Origin of the sequence: Streptomyces sp. NPDC006335 (assembly GCF_040612795.1) — a bacterium.
In the GTDB taxonomy this organism is placed as follows: Bacteria; Actinomycetota; Actinomycetes; order Streptomycetales; family Streptomycetaceae; genus Streptomyces.
This window is the reverse complement of sequence record NZ_JBEXQX010000008.1, coordinates 239,617-258,250: the sequence shown is the minus strand read 5'-3', so window position 1 is coordinate 258,250 and position 18,634 is coordinate 239,617. Positions and strand designations below refer to the sequence as shown.

Sequence of the window (18,634 nt, the reverse complement as noted above, 5' to 3'; positions counted from 1 at the left end):
GCGCGGGGCCGGGGGCAATGCGTCAACAACGGGGATCACAGGGGGGAACATGTCCAGAGCCGCCGCATGTCTTTTAGGCGCGGCCTTGCTCGTCGCGTTCACCGGCACCACCTCATCCGCAGCACCGCACGCACCACAGGCACGGCACGCACCGCACGTCGAGCGGGTCAGCACCGCCGCCGACGGCAGCCAGGCCGACGGGCCCTCGGGCGACGCCGCGATCAGCGCCGACGGCCGCACCGTCGCGTTCGTGTCCCGCGCCCCGAGCTTCGGCTGCGCCCACTACACGCCCTGCCTGCTGGTGAAGGACGTGTCCGGCGGCGGCCTCACGAAGATCGACCTCGGCAGCGGCTACACGTACGACTCACCGGCGCCGAGCGCCGACGGAAGCCGTATCGCCTTCTCGGCTGGCACCCGCTTCCTGGCCCCCTACCTGTACGACCGCGCCACCGGCCGTACGGAGAAGCTGTGGCCCCAGGACCCGCCCGGCTCCGCCGAGTTGGGCCGCGTCGAGTCGCTCAGCCCGGACGGCACGCATGTCGCGTACACCGTCGGCAGCCGCAACGGCTCGGAGAACACCCGGCTCCTGTACGTCCGCGACACCGCCACCGGCAGCGACGAACTGGTCTCGCCGGCCGAGGAGGGCCAGAAGGCCGGAGCCTCGGTGAGCGGCGACGGGAACCAGGTCGCCTACGCCGTCCGCGTCGACAGCGACGAGGATCCCGTCGACGTCTACGTCAAGGACCGCACGACAGGAGAGCGGACCCAGGTGGACGCGGAACTCGGAGCCGCCTACCTGGTCCGCATCGCCGCCGACGGCCGCCGTGTCCTGCTCTACGCCGAGGGCGGTCTGTACGTCCACGACCTGCGCACGGGAGAGTCGAAGCGCGTGGCCGACGGGATTCCCCACGCTGTCACGGCGGACGGCCGGTACGCGGTCGTCTCCGGCGAGGACGGCACGCGGGTGCGCGACCTGCGCACGGGGCTGCGCGGAGCCGCCCTCCCCGGGCCCGCCCAGCCGGGACCGGACATGCTGGCCGCCAAGGGGCGCTCCGTGGTGTTCAGTTCGACGGCCTCCCACCTCGTGCCGGGCGACACCAACGCGGAGTCCGACGTCTTCGTCTTCTCCGGCGAGCTGCGCAGGAACCCGGCACCGATGCCGTCCGTCACCGAGCGCGTCAGCACGACGCGTGACGGGCAGCAGCTGTCCGGGGCGTCGTACGACCCGGTGATGGGGGAGAACAAGGTCGTCGCCTTCACGTCGGAGGGCGATGTGTTCGTGAACGCCCCCGGCGGCGTCTCGCACGTCAACTCGGTCGGCCAGAAGCCCTCCTCCGAGGCTGCCCCCTGCTACAGCGGACGCATGGTCGGTTACTCGGGCCCCTACGACGGCGGTCCGGGCGTCCACGTCCGCAACCGCTCGGTCGGCAAGCTCACCAGCCTGGGCTCCTACCAGGGCGCCCGCTTCACCTGGATGGGACAGCCCGTGGTGGACCCCACCTGCCAGTGGCTCACCTACGTGGCGACGCTGCCCGCCTCCGACGCCGACCCGGACCCGCAACCGCGGGTGTACCGCTTCAAGTTCAACGGCGGCGACATGGCCGTGGTCAGCGCGCCCACGGGCCAGGCGGCGGGCAACCCGTCCATCAACTACGACGGCCGGTACATCGCTTTCGAGCAGGGCGGCTCCGTCTACGTCCGTGACCTGGACACCGGCGCCCTGGAGAAGGTCGCGGAGCACGCGACGGCACCCTCCCTCGCCGCGGACGGCCGCAAGGTCGCCTACCAGAAGGGCCGCGACTGCTACGTCCGCGACCTCGACACCGGCACCACGACCCGCGTCCGGGGCACCCAGCCCTCGCTCGCCGGGAACGGCACGGCCCTCGCGTACACCTCGGGCCGCTCCGTCCACCTGCTCGAACTCGCCACCGGCAAACGCCAGTTGGTCAGCGTCGACCGTTGGGGCGGCCGCAACGACCTCGCGGCCGGGCATCCGTCCGTCAACGCCGACGGCACGGTCGTCGCGTTCGAGTCGGCGTCACCCGATCTGGTGGAGGGGGACACCAACGGGGTGTCGGACGTGTTCCTGCGGACAGTGCAATGACGACGACCGACCACGGGGGAACCACCATGCACAGCAAGAAGCGCCTGACGGCCGCGATCCTCGCGGCCCTCGCCACCGCGGCACTCACGGGCCCCGCGGCGAGCGCCGCGCCCAGGGCCCCGTACACCGAGCCGGTCAGCGTCACCCCGGAGGGGAAGGCGGGCAACGGCGAGACACGCACCGCGGTCATCAGCCGCAACGGCCGCCACATCGCCCTGACTTCGGACGCCGAGGACCTGGACCCCGACGTGGCGCACAGCGGTATGTACGTGCGTGACCCGCACACCGGCAAGCTCCGCTTCGCCGGCTTCGGCGGCCTGGTCGCGGTCCTGAACGACGGCTGCTACGTCTACGCCGAGTACGGCGCGGACCGCTCGGAGGTGTGGATCCACGACATCGACACGGGCAAGCGGGTCGGATTCGGCATCGAGGTCCCCGCCGGCTTCGGCGGGCGGCCCGCCGGGATCTCCGTCAGCCCCAATGGCCGGTACGCCGTCTACACCCTCCAGGACACCGCGGAGAACAACACCGACGTGGTCTTCCTGCGCGACCGCGTCAAGGGCACCACCGAGCGCATCAGCCACCCCAAACCGACCTGGGAGCCGCGCAACGCCTCACGGCCGACGGTCAGCGACGACGGGCGCCGGATCGTCTACCAGTACACCTACGCCAACGGCCCGCGCGGCGACGACTGGGGCGATGTCTGGATGTACGACCGCGGCACGGGCGAGCACACCCGGATCGACCGCTCCCACGACGGCTCGCCGACCGAGAAGGAGTCGCTGAACCCGTCCATCAGCGGCGACGGCCGTACGGTCGTCTTCGAGTCCCGGGACACCCACCTGGTCCCCGGCGACACCGACGGAAGCTGGAACGTGTTCGTGCACACCGTCCGCACCGGCACCAACCAGCGCGTCCACGGCACCCAGGGCGGCCCCGGCGAGGTCCTCACCCGCAACGCGGCGATCAGCGCCGACGGCCGCTGGCTCACCTTCACGTCGGAGGTGACCGAGCCCGGCAGCCGGTACGGCAAGGAGTACCCCGTCTATCTGCGGGACCTGAGGAAGGGCACCACCACCCTCGTCACCCCCGACACCACCGGCGGCACCGCGACGGCCGACGTGCTGCCGGGCCGGATCGCCGACGGGGCCCGCCGGATCCTCTTCCAGTCCTCCGACCCGACGCTGATCCCGGCCGGCGACACCAACGACGGCACCGACGTGTTCGTACGACACCTCCGATGAGCTGCGCAGTGCTCGCATCCTGAGACGGAGGGTGAGCACGGGGGCGGTCTGTGCCAGACTTCCCCCGTGCTCTCGTTCGCCATGATTATTGGCAGCAGGCGCGCCGGTCCGCAGTGACCGCCACGTACGACCAGGTACGGGTGGACACCGTCGTCCTCGACCCGCGCGCAGACCTCTCGCACCCGCGAGGGGTTTTTCGCATTTCTGGCCCACCCGCAGCCGGAGGCGAGAGCGCGAGGGAGTATGTGGGGGCGGTGGAGCCGGTCATTCCGGTACGACCGAGATCCAATCCTCAGGAGCCTTGAAGACCATGACCGCAACCAGCGAGCTCGACGATCAGTTCCACGTCTTCGACACCACCCTGCGCGACGGCGCCCAGCGGGAGGGCATCAACCTCACCGTCGCGGACAAGCTGGCCATCGCACGGCACCTGGACGACTTCGGCGTGGGCTTCATCGAGGGCGGCTGGCCCGGCGCGAACCCGCGGGACACCGAGTTCTTCGCCCGCGCCCGTCAGGAGATCGACTTCAAGCACGCGCAGCTCGTCGCCTTCGGCGCGACCCGCCGCGCGGGCGCGAAGGCCTCGCAGGACCCGCAGGTCAAGGCCCTCCTGGACTCCGGCGCGGACGTGATCACCCTGGTCGCCAAATCGCACGACCGGCACGTCGAGCTGGCGCTCAGGACGACCCTGGACGAGAACCTGGAGATGGTCCGCGACACGGTCTCCTTCCTCAAGGAGCAGGGCCGCCGGGTCTTCGTCGACTGCGAGCACTTCTTCGACGGCTACCGCGCGAACCCGGAGTACGCGAAGGCCGTCGTACGGGCCGCCTCCGAGGCCGGCGCCTCCGTCGTCATCCTCTGCGACACCAACGGCGGCATGCTCCCGGCGCAGATCCAGGCCGTGGTGGCGACCGTCCTCGCCGACACCGGCGCCCGCCTCGGCATCCACACCCAGGACGACACGGGCTGCGCGGTCGCCAACACCCTCGCCGCCGTGGACGCGGGCGCGACCCACGTCCAGTGCACGGCGAACGGCTACGGCGAGCGCGTCGGCAACGCCAACCTGTTCCCGGTGGTGGCCGCCCTGGAGCTGAAGTACGGCAAGAAGGTGCTGCCGGAGGGCAAGCTCCGCGAGATGACGAGGATCTCGCACGCCATCGCCGAGGTCGTCAACCTCACGCCCTCCACCCACCAGCCCTACGTCGGCGTCTCGGCGTTCGCCCACAAGGCCGGCCTGCACGCCTCCGCGATCAAGGTCGACCCGGACCTCTACCAGCACATCGACCCCGAGCAGGTCGGCAACACCATGCGGATGCTGGTCTCCGACATGGCGGGCCGCGCCTCGATCGAGCTCAAGGGCAAGGAGCTCGGCATCGACCTCGGCGGCGACCGCGAGCTGGTCGGCCGGGTCGTCGAACGGGTCAAGGAGCGCGAGCTAAAGGGCTACACCTACGAGGCCGCCGACGCCTCCTTCGAACTCCTCCTGCGCGGCGAGGTCGAGGGCAGGCCCCTCACGTACTTCTCCGTCGAGTCCTGGCGCGCGATCGTCGAGGACCGCCCCGACGGCTCCCACGCCAACGAGGCCACCGTCAAGCTCTTCGCCAAGGGCGAGCGCATCGTCGCCACGGCGGAGGGCAACGGCCCGGTCAACGCCCTCGACCGCGCCCTGCGCGTGGCCCTGGAGAAGATCTACCCCCAGCTCGCCAAGCTCGACCTCGTCGACTACAAGGTCCGCATCCTCGAGGGCGTCCACGGCACCTCCTCCACGACCCGCGTTCTGATCTCCACGTCGGACGGCACCGGCGAGTGGTCGACGGTAGGCGTCGCGGAGAACGTCATCGCGGCATCCTGGCAGGCCCTGGAGGACGCGTACACCTACGGCCTGCTCCGCGCGGGCGTCGAGCCGGCCGAGTAGCCCCAACGGAAGGCCTCGGCGAGCTCCTCGAACTCGCCGAGGCCCATGGCCCGGTCGTCTTCGGACGTGCGGACCCGGTTCAACAGCGCGGCAGCGGATTGGTCTCGTCGTACACGTCGCTGTCCTTCACGAAGCCCCAGCCACCGTGGCTGTAGTGAGGCGTGTCGGCGAGCGTGTAGAGCCGGCGGTTGGGGTGCGGGCCGCCGCCGCCGGTGGGGTCACCCTCGTACCGGCAGGTGAACCAGTTGGTGGTCTCTCGGAGGTAGCCGACGGTCTGCCCGGCCCACTGCACGCGGATCCCCGGCTTGTTCCTGCACCACCAGTGGCCGGAGAGGGCGTCGTTGTCGCAGAAGGACACCTGGTCGCTCCCGGCGGGCTGCGCGACGGCGGCACTAGTCATGGTTCTGACGAGGGCGAACGCGCAAGCCAGGCGCCCGCGAGGCGCCTTGCGCGAGGCGAACACCCATCAATTCGAGCAGGGTCGGAAGGAGAAGGGGTGTCGTGTGTCTTGACGGACCTGTGAGCCCCCAGTTCACTCACGGCGTGAGGTAAGTCATGAGTGGACCACGAGAGCCAAGGGGGAAGCTCCATGCGTTCCGTACGAAGAACCGCCCTGCTCGCCTCCGCCACCTTGCTGACGGCCCTGTTACCCGTCCTGAATGCCAGGGCCGCCGACGATCCTGCCCCGGTCCCGGTCGACCGCTTCGAGGGCGAGGTCCCCTTCGCGAACCCGCCCGCGAACGGCATCTTCACCTGGGGCGGCGACACCGACGACCCGCCAACTCTGCGGCTGAGCAACAGGGATGACGCCCCCGAGGGGGACAACGTCCTCTCCGGCACCTACGACATCAGCGGCTACGGCGGCTTCACGCACGACTTCGCCTTCGCCGAGCCCGCCCACGACTGGTCCGCCCGCAAGGGCATCCGCTTCTGGTGGGAGGGGCAGGACAACGGCAAGAAGGTCGCCCTCGAACTCAAGGACGGCGGCGCCAACGGCGAGGCGTCCGAGCTGTGGACGACGTCCTTCACCGACGACTTCACCGGCTGGAAGCAGATCGAGATCCCCTTCACGGACTTCGTGTACCGGACCGACTACCAGCCCGTCGGCGGCATCGACCACGTCCTGGGGCTGACGCAGATGTGGGGGTACGCCGTCACCCTCCCCGTAGGCGCGCCCGGCCGGTTCGCCATGGACGGCGTCGAGTTGTACGGCAGGGCCGACCAGTCGCTGCGCGCCTCGGTGCTCACCGACTCCGCCGTGTACCCGGTCGACGAGGGCGGCACGGCCACCGTGAAGGTCACCGTCGCCACCACCGGCTCCGCGCCCGTCGACGAGCCCGTGACCGTCGCCTACGAGACGACCGGCGGCACGGCCTCCACTTCCGACTACACCCCGCTCAAGGGCGAGTTGACCTTCCCCGCGGGCACCGCCTCCGGCACCACCCGGACCATCCGGGTCCACACCCTCAAGGACAAGGCGGCCTCCGAGACCGCCGAGACCATCCCCCTCAAGCTCACCGTCACCGGCGCCAAGGCCCCCGCCGAGACCCCGCAGGTCGTCATCGACGCGCACGGGCTGCCGTATCTCAACAGCAAACTCCCCGTGCGGAAGCGGGTCGCGGACCTCCTCGCCCGTATGACCCTCGCCGAGAAGGCCGGTCAGATGACCCAGGCCGAGCGCGGAGCCGTCGGGACCGGGGCCGACGTCACCGCCGAGGACCTCGGCTCGCTGCTCTCCGGCGGCGGTTCGACACCCACGCCCAACACCCCCGAGGCCTGGGCGAGGATGATCGACTCCTTCCAACTGCGGGCGCGGGCAACCAGGTTCCAGATCCCGCTCATCTACGGCGTCGACGCGGTCCACGGCCACAACAACCTGGTCGGCGCGACCGTCATGCCCCACAACATCGGCATCGGAGCCACGAGGGATCCCCGACTCGCCCAGCGCACCGGGGCCGTGACCGCCGCCGAGGTCCGCGCCACCGGCGTCCCCTGGGACTTCGCCCCCTGTCTCTGCGTCACCCGTGACGAACGCTGGGGCCGTTCCTACGAGGCCTTCGGCGAGGACCCGGCGCTCGTCGAGTCCATGGAGACGGTCATCCAGGGCCTCCAGGGCGCCCGCGACGGACGTGACCTGAAGGACGACGACAAGGTCCTCGCCACCGCCAAGCACTTCGTCGGCGACGGCGGCACCGCGTACGGCTCCTCCACCACCGGCACCTACACCATCGACCAGGGCGTCACCACGGTCACCCGCAAGCAGTTGGAGGCGATCCACCTCGCCCCCTACCGGACGGCCGTGGACCGGGGCGTCGGCACCGTGATGCCGTCGTACTCCTCGCTCGACATCGTCGGCGACGGCCTGGGACCGGTGAAGATGCACGCCCGCGCCGACATGATCAACGGAGTGCTCAAGGACCGTATGCACTTCGACGGCTTCGTCATCAGCGACTGGAACGGCATCGACCAGATCCCCGGCGACTACGCCTCGGACGTCCGGACCTCCGTCAACGCCGGCGTCGACATGGTCATGGCCCCCTACGCCTACAAGGACTTCCGCACCGCACTGATCCAGGAGGTGCGGGCCGGACGCGTCAGCGAGCAGCGGATCGACGACGCCGTCTCCCGCATCCTCACGCAGAAGTTCAGGCTGGGGCTCTTCGAGAAGCCGTACGCCGACACGAGCGGCGCCGCGAGAATCGGTTCCGCCGGGCACCGGGCCGTGGCCCGCGAGGCGGCCGCCGCCTCGCAGGTGCTGCTCAAGAACTCCGGGGGCGTGCTGCCGCTGAGGACGTCGCAGAAGGTGTACGTCGCCGGGTCCAACGCCGACGACATCGGCAACCAGAGCGGCGGCTGGACCGTCACCTGGCAGGGCTCCTCCGGCGACATCACCCCCGGCACGACGATCCTGGAGGCGATGCGCAAGAACTCCGCGCGGCTGACGTACTCCAAGGACGCGTCCGAGCCGTTGAACGGTTACGACGTCGGTGTGGTGGTCGTCGGCGAGACCCCGTACGCCGAGGGCGTCGGAGACGTCGGCAACGGTCATGACCTGGAGCTGTCCGCTGCCGACCGGGCGGCCGTCGACAAGGTGTGCGCGGCCATGAAGTGCGCGGTGCTCGTCGTCTCCGGACGGCCGCAGCTCATCGGCGACCGGCTCGGGGACATCGACGCCCTGGTCGCCTCCTGGCTGCCGGGGACCGAGGGCGACGGCGTCGCGGAGGTGCTGTACGGCAGGCGCGCCTTCACCGGCCGGCTGCCCGTCACCTGGCCGAGGTCCGAGGCCCAGCTGCCGATCAACGTCGGCGACCCGGCGTACGACCCGCAGTTCCCGTACGGCTGGGGCCTGACCACGCTCACCGAGGTCCCGAAGGGCGGCGCGGCCACGCTCAAGGCACTCGGGACCGCGGCCGGGGTGGCCGAGCGGGCCGGTGCCGACGACAGGGGCCGCGCTCTCGTCGAGAAGGCCCGGCTGATCGTCCAGCGGAAGGCGGACGGGCGGATGACGGCCGCCGTCGCCGCGCCCTTCGCCGACGCCGACCACCTCCTTACGACCGGACGCTACCGAGAGGCGGTGCGGAAGCTGACGGAGGCGTACCGGGCGGCCTGAGGGGCGGCCGGGCAGGTCTCTTTCGGGAGGCTTCGGGTAGCGTCGAAGTATGAAGGCCACCGCGCAGGCCGTAGTACGGACCCGAAGCCTTCCGGGGCTGCTGTTCGCCCTGGTGCTCACGGCCCTGGCCGCCTTGGCGGCGACCGCCCCGCCGGCATCGGCTGCGACGACCGTCACGAGCGTCTCGGCGATCGGCCAGGCCCTGCGCAAGAGCCCGGTGTACGTCGATCCGGCCGCCGCGGCCCAGCTCTCCGCCAAGGACGCGGACGCCCTGGCGGACCGGATCACCAGGGCGGACAAGCCGCTGTTCGTCGCGGTGCTGCCCGCCGACTACCCGAAGCAGGAGCTGTTCACCAAGCTGCGCACGGCGACCGGCATCACCGGCGTCTACGCGATCCGGCTCGGCGACGCCTTCGACGCCCGCGCCGACTCCTCGGTCCTGCCGAACGCGGCCGTGCGGAACCTGGTGACCACCGTCGAGGGCGAGGACACCCGCACCCAGCTGACCGACTTCACCGCCGCCGCGCTCACCAACATGGGCGGCTCGGCCCCCTCGACCTGGCGGTCCGCGGACGACGGCGGCGGAGTGTCCAGCACGGCGCTGATCACCGTCGGAGCGGTGCTCGTGGCCGGTGGCGCGGGCGCGTACACGCTGGTGCGGCGCAACAGGCGCCGGCACGCGGAGGAACAGCGGGCCGCGCTGGAGAAGCTGCGGGTGGTGGTGGACGAGGACATCACGGCGTTCGGCGAGGAACTGGACCGGCTGGACTTCCACCCGGCCGAGGCGGGCGCCGACGACGCGATGCGCGCGGACTACGAGCGGGCGCTGGACGCGTACGAGCAGGCCAAGTCGTTCATGGCCGCGGCCACCAGACCCGAGGACGTGCGGGCGGTCACCCAGGCCCTGGAGGACGGCCGCTTCTCGCTGGCCCAGCTCGCCGCGCGCCGCCAGGGCCGGCCGCTTCCCGAGCGCCGGGTCCCCTGCTTCTTCGACCCCCGCCACGGCCCCTCCGTCACCGACGCCACCTGGACGCCCCCCGGCGGTGCCCCGCGCGAGGTCCCGGTCTGCGCCGCGGACGCCACCCGCCTGGCCGACGGCCGCGACCCGGTGATGCGCGAGGTCGACACCGACCAGGGCCGCCGCCCCTACTGGGACGCGGGCCCGGCCTACGGCCCCTGGGCCGGCGGCTACTTCGGCGGCGGCCTCCTGCCCGGCCTGCTGGTCGGCACGGTCCTCGGCAGCATGATGGCCACGCCCGCCTACGCGGCCGACTACGGCTCCGGTTACGGCGACTTCGGCGGCGGCTACGAGGGCGGCGACCTGTCCGGGTCGGACTTCGACTCCGGGGATTTCGGTGACTTCGGGGGCGGCGGCGACTTCGGCGGCGGTGGCGACTTCGGCGGCGGGGGAGGGGACTTCGGGGGTGGCGGGTTCTAGGAGGGGGGTGGAACCCCCTGAAGGACGGGACGACCGCGGGCCCGGCGCACACCGGCACCGGACCCGCGCGAGACCGTACGAGACCCGCCCTACCTCACAGTGACGCGGCCGCCGAAGCGATCGCCGAGGCGAACGTGGACACCTCGGTGTACACACCGGGCGCGTTGGGCCGGGCGCAGCCTATGCCCCAGCTCACGATGCCCACCTGCACCCACGCGTTCGCGGAGTCCCGGCGGAACATCGGGCCGCCGGAGTCGCCCTGGCAGGTGTCGACCCCGCCCGAGGAGTACCCCGCGCAGATCTCCTCGTTGGCGATGAGCCCGCTGTACCCGCTGTACGCCCGGCAGGTCGCGTCGCTCACGAACGGCACGGTGGCCTTCAGCAGGTACCGCTGCTGAGCCCCGCCCTCGGTGGCCGCGCCCCAGCCCGCGACCGTGAAGGTGCCGGTGTTGTACTGCGTGGTCGTCGCGATCTTCAGCGTGGGGAGGTTGATCGGCGAGGCGAGCTTGATGAGCGCCCAGTCCTTGCCGTCGCCGTTGTACCCGGGCGCCCGGTAGACGTACGTCGACCGCACCTGCACCCGTCCGGTGCTGGACTGGAGGTCCGCGACACCGGCGGTCGCGGTGATGCTGGTGTTCGCGCCGGTCCCGTTCACGCAGTGCGCGGCGGTGAGCACGATCTGCTGGGTGTACAGCGCGCCGCCGCACCCCATGGACAGCCGCACCATGAACGGGAACTCGCCCTGCGCGGCACGGCTGCCGCCGACGACGGGCGCGGGCGCGGCCTGTGCGGCCGACACGGGCTGGAGGCTGGCGATCGCGAGCGCGGCGGCAGCGACCGCCAGACATCTCTTGACGGCCGTGAGGAGATTCTTCAAGGGGACGCCTCTTCCAGGTGGGGGGTGGCTTTGACGAGTTCATGCCAAGTCTGAGCATCAAAAGATCCGCCCAATTTCTGACATGGGCTGGTCAAATCTGTTGATGGATTATGGGAATCCTGTGAACTCGCGCACAAGGGGTGCGATTCAGCCAGGCGTCTCCGTGTCGGCGACCCGCTCCATCAACTCCGCGGCCAGTTCCAGCACGCCCCGCTCGGTGGCGCTCAAGGACGCCAACGCCCCCGCCAGCCAGGCGTCCCGCTCCGCCATGTCCCGCTCCAGTGCCAGCCGGCCCGGCGCCGTGAGGGACAGCACGGACTGACGCCGGTCTGCGGTCCCGGCCTCGCGTGCGAGCAATCCCTCGGCCTCCAGCTCGGCGAAGACCCGGGTGAGCGACTGCGGCCGTTGCCGCAGCGCCGTCGCGATCTCACCGGGGGTGGCGGACCCGTGCCGGTGCAGGTGCCCGAGAACCTCCAACTGGCTCGGCGGGAGGCTGCCGTCGCCGCGCTCCTGTCGAAGCCGCCGGTTCAGTCGCACGACGCCCCGACGGATACGGGCGGCGGAGGAGGGGAGGGATTCCATGGGGAGATCGTACGATAACACTTACTATTGCTATCCGCTCAGCCCTCGTAATCTTCCTCGCATGACGGCAAAACTCATACGCAACGCGTACGAAGCAGCTCTGACCATGACGGCCGTGCTGCTCTGCTGGGCCCTGGCCCTCTTCCTGGAGGCGGTCGCCCAGCTGCACACCGACGTCCTCGTCCTCGCGGTCGCCCTGACCCTCACCCTGGCCGGAACCCAGCGCACCGCCGACACCCGCCGCCGGCTCACCGCGCTCGCGTTGCTGCCCGCGACGGCGGCGGTCTCCATCCTGGTCGGCCGACTGATCGCCGCGCACTACGCCGTCGGCGCCGGGGTCTTCACGGCCGGGATGTCGGCCCCCATCTGGATCCGCCGCTACGGCCCCGCCGCCACGAAGGCGGGCACTCTGATGACCCTCCCGTTCATCGCCCTCCTGGTCGTCCCCGGACCGGCGTTGCCACCCAAGGCGCAGGGGGCGCTGGTGAGCTGGGTCTGGGGGGCACTGATCGGGGTGCTCGCGGTGTGCTGCGTGTGGCTGGTGCAGGGGCTGGGAGACCGCTACGGCCCCTGGCGCCCCGATCCCGAGCCGCCGCACCCCGCACCCCGCCGCCCGTCCCGTCTCCGGCCGCGCCCGAGCACCCGCATGGCGTTGCAGATGGCGGCCGCGATCGCCGCCGCCTTCGTCGCCGGCCGGCTCCTCTTCGACGACCACTGGCCCTGGGCGGTCCTGACGGCGTACGTCGCCGCGAGCGGCAACCGCGGCCGGACGGACGTCGTGCGCAAGGGAATCGAGCGCCTCGCGGGGGCCTGCGCGGGCACTCTGCTGGCGGCCGGTGTCGCCACCGCCGGGTTCACCGGCCCGCTCTCGGTGGCCCTGATGTTCACGGTCCTGGCGCTCGCCCTGTGGCTGCGCCCCCTCAACTACGCCTACTGGGCCGCTGGAATGACCACCGCCCTCTCCTTCCTTCTCGGCTGGTTCGGCCAGGACGCGACGAGCCTGCTGCCGACCCGCCTCGCCGCGATCGCGGTCGGCGCGGCGCTGGCGGTGGCATCGACGTGGTGGCTGCTCCCGGTCCCGGGGCGGCGGACGGCGACACCGGGCGCCGTACGGCCGCACGCGGAGGGCCGGGCCACGGAGAATCTGACCGGTCCCGCGTCCTGACGAACGGCACCGCGGGTCTCCCGGCGCCGCTCAGGACGCCCGACGGGCGAGGGCGTACCGCTCCCCGGCGGCATGCCACCACCCCGGCGGCGAGGGCCCGTCGACCACGGAGGACGGCTGGCCCGGATGCAACCCGAGCCGCCACAGCGCCTCCGCGGCCACCTCCACCCGGAACCACCCCCGCCACCGCCCGTCCGCCCCGGGCCCGCACGCGAGACCGAACCGCACCTCACACTCGACGGTGAAGGGCATCCAGTCGATCCCGCGGTCCCGTAGTCAAGCCCGCACGGCGGCCAGGGGGGTCGGGCAGCCGCGGACGTTCTCGTACGACGCGACGGTGATCCAGGCGGGAGCTTTGGTCATACGCTCCATGATGTCGCTGTTCCGAGGCGGAGCCACCGGTTTTCCACGTGCACCGGAACCAGCCCGCGAGGACCAGCGGCAGGACGAGGTAACCGAAGCGGGTCGCCGGGATCAGGCAGATGGCGAGCCCCAGACCGACCGCCAGCCGGTCCGCCGCCGCACGGACGGTACGGGGCGGCCGTATCAGCAACGAGACCGTCACCCCCAGCGCGGCGGCCAGGAGCGCGCCCGTCGCGAGAGCGGCACCACCGGGCACGTACACGGCCAGCAGACGGCCCGGCAGCGGGCTGGTCGCGGGGGAGCGGACCGCGCCCTCGCCGAGCGGGAAGAGCACCACGTGCTCGACGAAGGCGTGCGGGTCGGCGAGCGCGACGGGCACGACGGCCGCGGCCGCCACCGACAGCGCGGCGAGAGCCGCCCGCAGCGCCGTGCGGCGGCCCGCCGTGACCGCGAGCAGGACCAGCCCCACCGGCAGCAGCGGCCACGCCGTCCACTTCAGCGCGGCCGCCGCGCCCATCGCGACACCGGCCGCCGTTCCCGAGCCGCCCCGGCCCGCCAGCGCCAGACTCAGGCACATCAGCCCGAGCACCGGCAGGTCCACCCCGCCGACGGCCAGCGGCAGCGCCACCGCCGGAAAACCGGCGAGCAGCGCCACCGCGCCCACCGGCGCCGGGCCGGCGCCCCCGGCGGGTCGGCGCGCGGCGAAGAACATGCAGACCAGGAAGGCCAGGCAGAACCAGACGCGGGCATCGGTGAACGGACCGTCGCCGAAGAGCGCCCGCGGGAGGCCGAAGAGCGCCATGCCGGGCAGGTACGGGTCGTAGTCCACGGTGTGGGCCGGGTGCGGCAGATAGGGGCTGCCGGTGTGCAGCAGCAGCGCCCCCGAGCGCTCGACGACACCGACCTCCGACTGGGCCGCGCCCGAGACGACGAGCACCACCAGCGGCACCAGGACCGCGCCGAGCAGCGCGGCCCACGCCCCGGCCCGGCTCCCGGCACGCGGGTCCCGTGCGGCGAGCACCGCCGCCGTGCCGTATCCGGCCGCCGCGCAGGCACCCCACACCCGGTGCGGGCCGAGCCCCGTCGTCGTCGCCAGGGTCAGAGCGAATCCCGCACACCCGAGCCAGTGGAGCCAGGCCCGGCGCGCGAGGGAGAAGACCCGCCGCCCGTCAGACGCGGGCGAGGGCGCCTGCCCGAGGTGTCCCACCCCCGTGAGGACACCTCGGGCAGTGCGCGAGGGCGGTGTCTCCGCCCCCTTCGTGATGGTCATGTTTTCCCTCGTGGCGTCTGTGCGCGGGGAACCGCACGGCTGCGGTAACGGCCCCTGGAGCGAGGCCCGTGACCACGAGTCCAGCGGTCGGCGCGTTGTTCAGCAGCCACCGCACGCCACTCTGAACAAAACAAAGTGCCTGGTGGCAGGGGCGGCGGAACCTTGCGGGCGGTCCGGGGGGTTCCTTAGGGTGGCGGCGGCGAACAGGCGTCCACGACACGGGGCGCCGGCTGACACGGGGACACGGGGGAGACGGGAACACATGGGCCGTCGGGAGACCCCGGTCGATCCGGCCGCCGGACCGGTGCCGAGGTTCGCGTACGAACTGCGCAAGCTCCGCCAGGAGGCCGGCGGCCCCACCTACCGCGAACTCGCCCGCCGGGCGCACTTCTCCGTGACCGCGCTCTCCCAGGCCGCGGCCGGCGAGCACCTGCCCTCGCTCCAGGTGGCCCTCGCCTATGCCGAGGCCTGCGGCGGCGACGTGGCGCAGTGGGAGCGCCGCTGGCAGGAGGCCGAACGGGGGGTCCGCGAGGCGGCCGCGGGGCGGGACGACGACGTCGAGCCGCCCTACCAGGGCCTCGCCCGCTTCGAACCCGACGACCACGACCGGTACTTCGGCCGCGACCGACTCGTCACCGCCCTGCGGCACCGGGTCCGCGACCGGCGTTTCACCGCGGTCTTCGGTCCCTCCGGCAGCGGCAAGTCCTCGCTCCTGCGGGCCGGCCTGATCCCGGCCCTGCGCGCCGAGCGCGAGCTGACCGCGATCCGCGTCCTCACCCCGGGCGCGCACCCGGCCCGCACCCACGCCGAGGCGCTGCGACCGGCGGGGACGGGCGACACCCTGGTCGTGGTGGACCAGTTCGAGGAGGTCTTCACCCTGTGCCGGGACCCGGACGAACGCCGGACGTTCTTCGACCTGCTGCTCGCCGCCCGGGAACCGGAGAGCGGGCTGCGGGTCGTCATCGCCGTACGGGCGGACTTCTACGGCCGCTGCGCCGAACACCGGGCTCTGGCGGACGCGTTGGGGGAGTCCGGGCTGCTGGTCGGCCCGATGGACCCGGCCGAGCTGCGCGAGGTGATCGTCAAGCCGGCCCAGAGCGCCGGACACATCGTCGAACGGACCCTGACCGCCCGCCTGGTCGACGAGATCGCCGACGAGCCCGGCGGTCTCCCCCTGCTCTCGCACGTTCTGCGCGAGACCTGGCGCCGCCGCCGCGGCCGGGCCCTGACCGAGGAGGCGTACGAGGCCGCGGGTGGCGTCCACGGGGCCATCGCCCAGAGCGCCGAGGAGGTGTGGGCGGAGCTGTCCGCAGAACACGCGGAACTCGCCCGCCGCGTCCTGCTGCGACTCATCACCCCCGGCGAGGGCTCCCAGGACACCCGCCGCCCGGTCGACCGCGCCGAACTGGACTTCACGGGCCCGCCGGCCGACCCGGCGCCCTGCGACCCCACCGCCCCGCCGACCGCCCCCGCGACCCCCGCCGACGTCTCCCTCGTGCTGGACCGTCTGGCGCGCGCCCGGCTCGTGACCCTCGATGACGGCACCGTCGACCTCGCGCACGAGGCACTGATCACCGCCTGGCCCCGGCTGGCCGGCTGGATCGACGAGGAGCGCGAGCAGTTGCTGGTGCACCGCCGGCTGACCGAGGCGGCCCGCACCTGGGACGGCCTCGGCCGCGACCCGGGCGCCCTGTACCGCGGCACCCGACTGGCCACGGCGGTGGAGCAGTTGGCCGATGCGTCGCTCACCCCGCCCGAGCGGGCGTTCCTGACGGCGAGCACTGCCGCGCGCCGGGGCGAACGCCGTCGTCGCCGGGGACTGGTCGGCGCCCTGGCCACGCTCCTCGTGCTCGCGCTCGTCGCCGGCGCCGCCGCCTGGCAGCAGAACCGCACCAGCGACCGACGCCAGGTGGAGGCCGAGGCCCGCCGGGTCGCCGCCGTCGCGGACGGCATGCGGTTCTCCGACCCGCGCACGGCCATGCGGCTCAGTGTCGCCGCCGCACGGCTCGCCGACACGACGGAGACCCGGTCGGCGCTGATCGGGGCGATGGCCCAGCGGGACGAGGACGTGTTCGCGGTGCCGGGCGCCGACGCCGGTTTCGACGGCTCGGGCAACGACGTGCACCGGCTGACGGCGGACGGCAGGTCCGTGGTGTCCGTCACCGCGGACCGGGTCCGGATCTGGGACCTGCGCACGCGCCGGCTCACCCTGTCCGCGCGCGGTCCCGGAGAGCTGATGGACGGCGTCCCGGCCGCCGTCGGCCCGGACGGCCGTACCCTCGCGCTGCTGGCGCAGGACCGGATCGACCTGTGGGACGTACGGACCGGGCGGGTGACGAGGACGCTCCCCGGCGTCGACGCGATGCAGACCCCGTTCGACTTCACCGGCCGGACCCTCGCCGCCGTCGACTGGGACGACGGCGGCGTACACGCCTGGGACCCCCGCAGCGGGCGCGAGACGCTGCGGCTGACCGCACCGGACGGCGGCGTGGACGGCCTCGCCGCCAGCCCGGACGGCCGCTGGCTCGCCCTGTGCACGGGAGGCCACGCGCTGGAGCTCTGGGATCTGGCGCACCGGCGGAAGGTCTCGGCCCCGTGGGTGGCGAAGGCACGGGCCGCCGACTGCCGCGACCACGCCCTGGACTTCACCCCGGACAGCCGCACGCTCACCGTCGCCGGCGCCGACGGGATCCACGGATGGGATCCGCGCACCGGCCGCGCGACCCCGCTCGCCAAGGCCGACGGGCTGACCCAGGTGTGGTCCGGCGGGGACGGCACCTTCCTCGTGGGCACCGGGCCGCACCGGCTCGTGGTGTGGCGGGCGGCCCGTCCGCGGGTACCGGTGCTGAGCCGCCGGATCGTCGCGGACGAGTGGGACGACGTCGCCTACGACCCGAACGCGCGAGTGGTGCGTTACCTCGGCGGCTCCGGCACCGTCGTGCGCTCACTGTCCCTCGGCACCGCCACCACGGCACGTCCACAGGAGCCCACCGCGTACCGCGCGCAACTCTCCGACGACGGCCGCGTCCTGGCCCGCTCCGTGGGGACGGGCGGCGAGCGGCGCGTGCAGGTGCTGGACACCCGCGCGGGGCGGGTGGTCTTCGAGCCGCCGAAGCAGCCGTGTCCCGGCGCGGAGTCCTGCGCCGCCCTCATGGCGCTCAGCGGCGACGGCAGATACCTGGCGACCGCCCGCGAACCGTACGACCCCGAGGAGAGGGCATCGCCCGACCGCACCCGGATCACGGTGTGGGACCTCAGGACCCACCGCATCCGTGCCACCGTGGTCGTCGACGCCGGGCCCGACGGCTCCCTGGCGGTGGACGGCCTCGCCCTCGACACCCACGGCCGCACCCTGCTGGTGTACCGGTCCATGGAGCGCCCCGCCGTCGAGGTGTGGGACGTGCGTCGGCAGCGGCGGGTGAAGACCGTACGCAGTGTCCGGCCCAGTGACTCCGTCACCACGGGCTCGGAGGGCGTGGGCCTCGCCCTCAGGGCCGACGGGACCGGCCTGGTCACCCAGGAGGGCCTGGTCGCCGACCTGCGGGGCGGACGCATGGAGCCGCGCGTGCTCGGTGAGGACCTGATCACCGCCGCGGCCTTCGCCCCCGACGGCACCCGGCTGGCGGCGGGCGACGTCCTCGGCCGGGTCACCCTCTGGGACGGGACCGCGCGGGCCCGCCTCGGCGTGCTGGACGGCACCACGTCCGACCCGACGACGGACGCCACCGGCGCGGTCACCGCGCTCGCCTTCTCCCCCGACGGACGGACCCTCGCCGTCGCCGGATCCGCAGGCAGCCTGCAACTGTGGGACCTGGCCTCCCAACGGCTCCTCGGCACCACCCTGCCCGGCACGGGCGACGACATACGCGCCCTCGCGTTCGGCCCCGACGGCACGCTCCACGCCGCCGGTACCGACATCCCCGTACAGCGCTACGACCTGGACCCGGGACGTCTGATCACCGAGATCTGCGAGCGCGCCGGCTCGGGGCTGTCCGAGGCCGCCTGGAAGACGTACCTCCCGGACCTCCCGTACCGGCGCACCTGCTGATCCGCGGCGACGGGGTCA

At 72.8% G+C, this 18,634-nt stretch carries 12 protein-coding genes; 7 read left to right on the top strand and 5 right to left on the bottom strand.

The annotated features are described in order from the left end of the window. The first annotated feature begins 85 nt into the window (after window positions 1–85). From ABZ098_RS23680 to cimA, 3 genes are all read left to right on the top strand, one after another. Window positions 86–2,104 (top strand): hypothetical protein, encoded by a 2,019-nt coding sequence (locus ABZ098_RS23680; RefSeq protein ID WP_356594179.1) that lies wholly within the window; start codon window positions 86–88, stop codon window positions 2,102–2,104. Further along, window positions 2,101–3,348 (top strand): hypothetical protein, encoded by a 1,248-nt coding sequence (locus ABZ098_RS23675; RefSeq protein WP_356594177.1) that lies wholly within the window; start codon window positions 2,101–2,103, stop codon window positions 3,346–3,348. The genes ABZ098_RS23680 and ABZ098_RS23675 overlap by 4 nt, the downstream gene beginning before the upstream one ends. A gap of 310 nt (window positions 3,349–3,658) precedes the next feature. Next, the gene (cimA, locus tag ABZ098_RS23670; RefSeq protein WP_356594175.1) at window positions 3,659–5,263 is read left to right on the top strand and encodes a citramalate synthase; all 1,605 of its coding nucleotides are present in this window, start codon (window positions 3,659–3,661) and stop codon (window positions 5,261–5,263) included. Window positions 5,264–5,342: 79 nt separating this feature from the next. Here cimA and ABZ098_RS23665 read toward each other — a convergent pair whose 3' ends face one another. Beyond that, entirely contained in the window at window positions 5,343–5,663 is a 321-nt protein-coding gene (locus ABZ098_RS23665) for a hypothetical protein (protein WP_356594173.1), read from the bottom strand. A 189-nt stretch (window positions 5,664–5,852) separates the two neighbouring features. Here ABZ098_RS23665 and ABZ098_RS23660 point away from each other — a divergent pair, with 189 nt between their 5' ends. Next, window positions 5,853–8,873: a glycoside hydrolase family 3 N-terminal domain-containing protein gene (locus ABZ098_RS23660; protein WP_356594171.1), complete on the top strand. Its 3,021-nt coding sequence runs from the start codon at window positions 5,853–5,855 to the stop codon at window positions 8,871–8,873. Window positions 8,874–8,922: 49 nt separating this feature from the next. Next, a complete protein-coding gene (locus tag ABZ098_RS23655; RefSeq protein WP_356594169.1) occupies window positions 8,923–10,311 on the top strand; it encodes a hypothetical protein in 1,389 nt (462 codons plus the stop codon). A 94-nt stretch (window positions 10,312–10,405) separates the two neighbouring features. On the opposite strand, the gene ABZ098_RS23650 is transcribed toward ABZ098_RS23655, so the two are convergent. Next, on the bottom strand, window positions 10,406–11,188 hold the full coding sequence (locus ABZ098_RS23650; protein ID WP_356594167.1) for a serine protease: 783 nt from the start codon (window positions 11,186–11,188) through the stop codon (window positions 10,406–10,408). Window positions 11,189–11,335: 147 nt separating this feature from the next. Further along, window positions 11,336–11,770 carry a MarR family transcriptional regulator gene (locus ABZ098_RS23645; RefSeq protein ID WP_356594165.1) on the bottom strand — a complete coding sequence of 145 codons (435 nt, stop codon included), beginning with the start codon at window positions 11,768–11,770 and terminating at the stop codon, window positions 11,336–11,338. 61 nt (window positions 11,771–11,831) lie between these two features. Between ABZ098_RS23645 and ABZ098_RS23640 the strand changes: the two genes are divergently transcribed. Beyond that, window positions 11,832–12,935: an FUSC family protein gene (locus ABZ098_RS23640; protein WP_356594163.1), complete on the top strand. Its 1,104-nt coding sequence runs from the start codon at window positions 11,832–11,834 to the stop codon at window positions 12,933–12,935. 30 nt (window positions 12,936–12,965) lie between these two features. On the opposite strand, the gene ABZ098_RS23635 is transcribed toward ABZ098_RS23640, so the two are convergent. Together ABZ098_RS23635 and ABZ098_RS23630 are read right to left on the bottom strand one after the other, a co-directional pair. Next, complete coding sequence (locus ABZ098_RS23635; protein WP_356594161.1) at window positions 12,966–13,187, bottom strand: hypothetical protein; 222 nt, start codon at window positions 13,185–13,187, stop codon at window positions 12,966–12,968. Then, window positions 13,165–14,568, bottom strand: coding sequence for a glycosyltransferase 87 family protein (locus ABZ098_RS23630; protein WP_356594159.1), 1,404 nt, complete (start codon window positions 14,566–14,568; stop codon window positions 13,165–13,167). The genes ABZ098_RS23635 and ABZ098_RS23630 overlap by 23 nt, the downstream gene beginning before the upstream one ends. 262 nt (window positions 14,569–14,830) lie before the next feature. On the opposite strand from ABZ098_RS23630, the gene ABZ098_RS23625 reads away from it, so the two are divergent. After that, window positions 14,831–18,616 (top strand): DNA-binding protein, encoded by a 3,786-nt coding sequence (locus ABZ098_RS23625; protein WP_356594157.1) that lies wholly within the window; start codon window positions 14,831–14,833, stop codon window positions 18,614–18,616. Window positions 18,617–18,634: the final 18 nt, after the last annotated feature.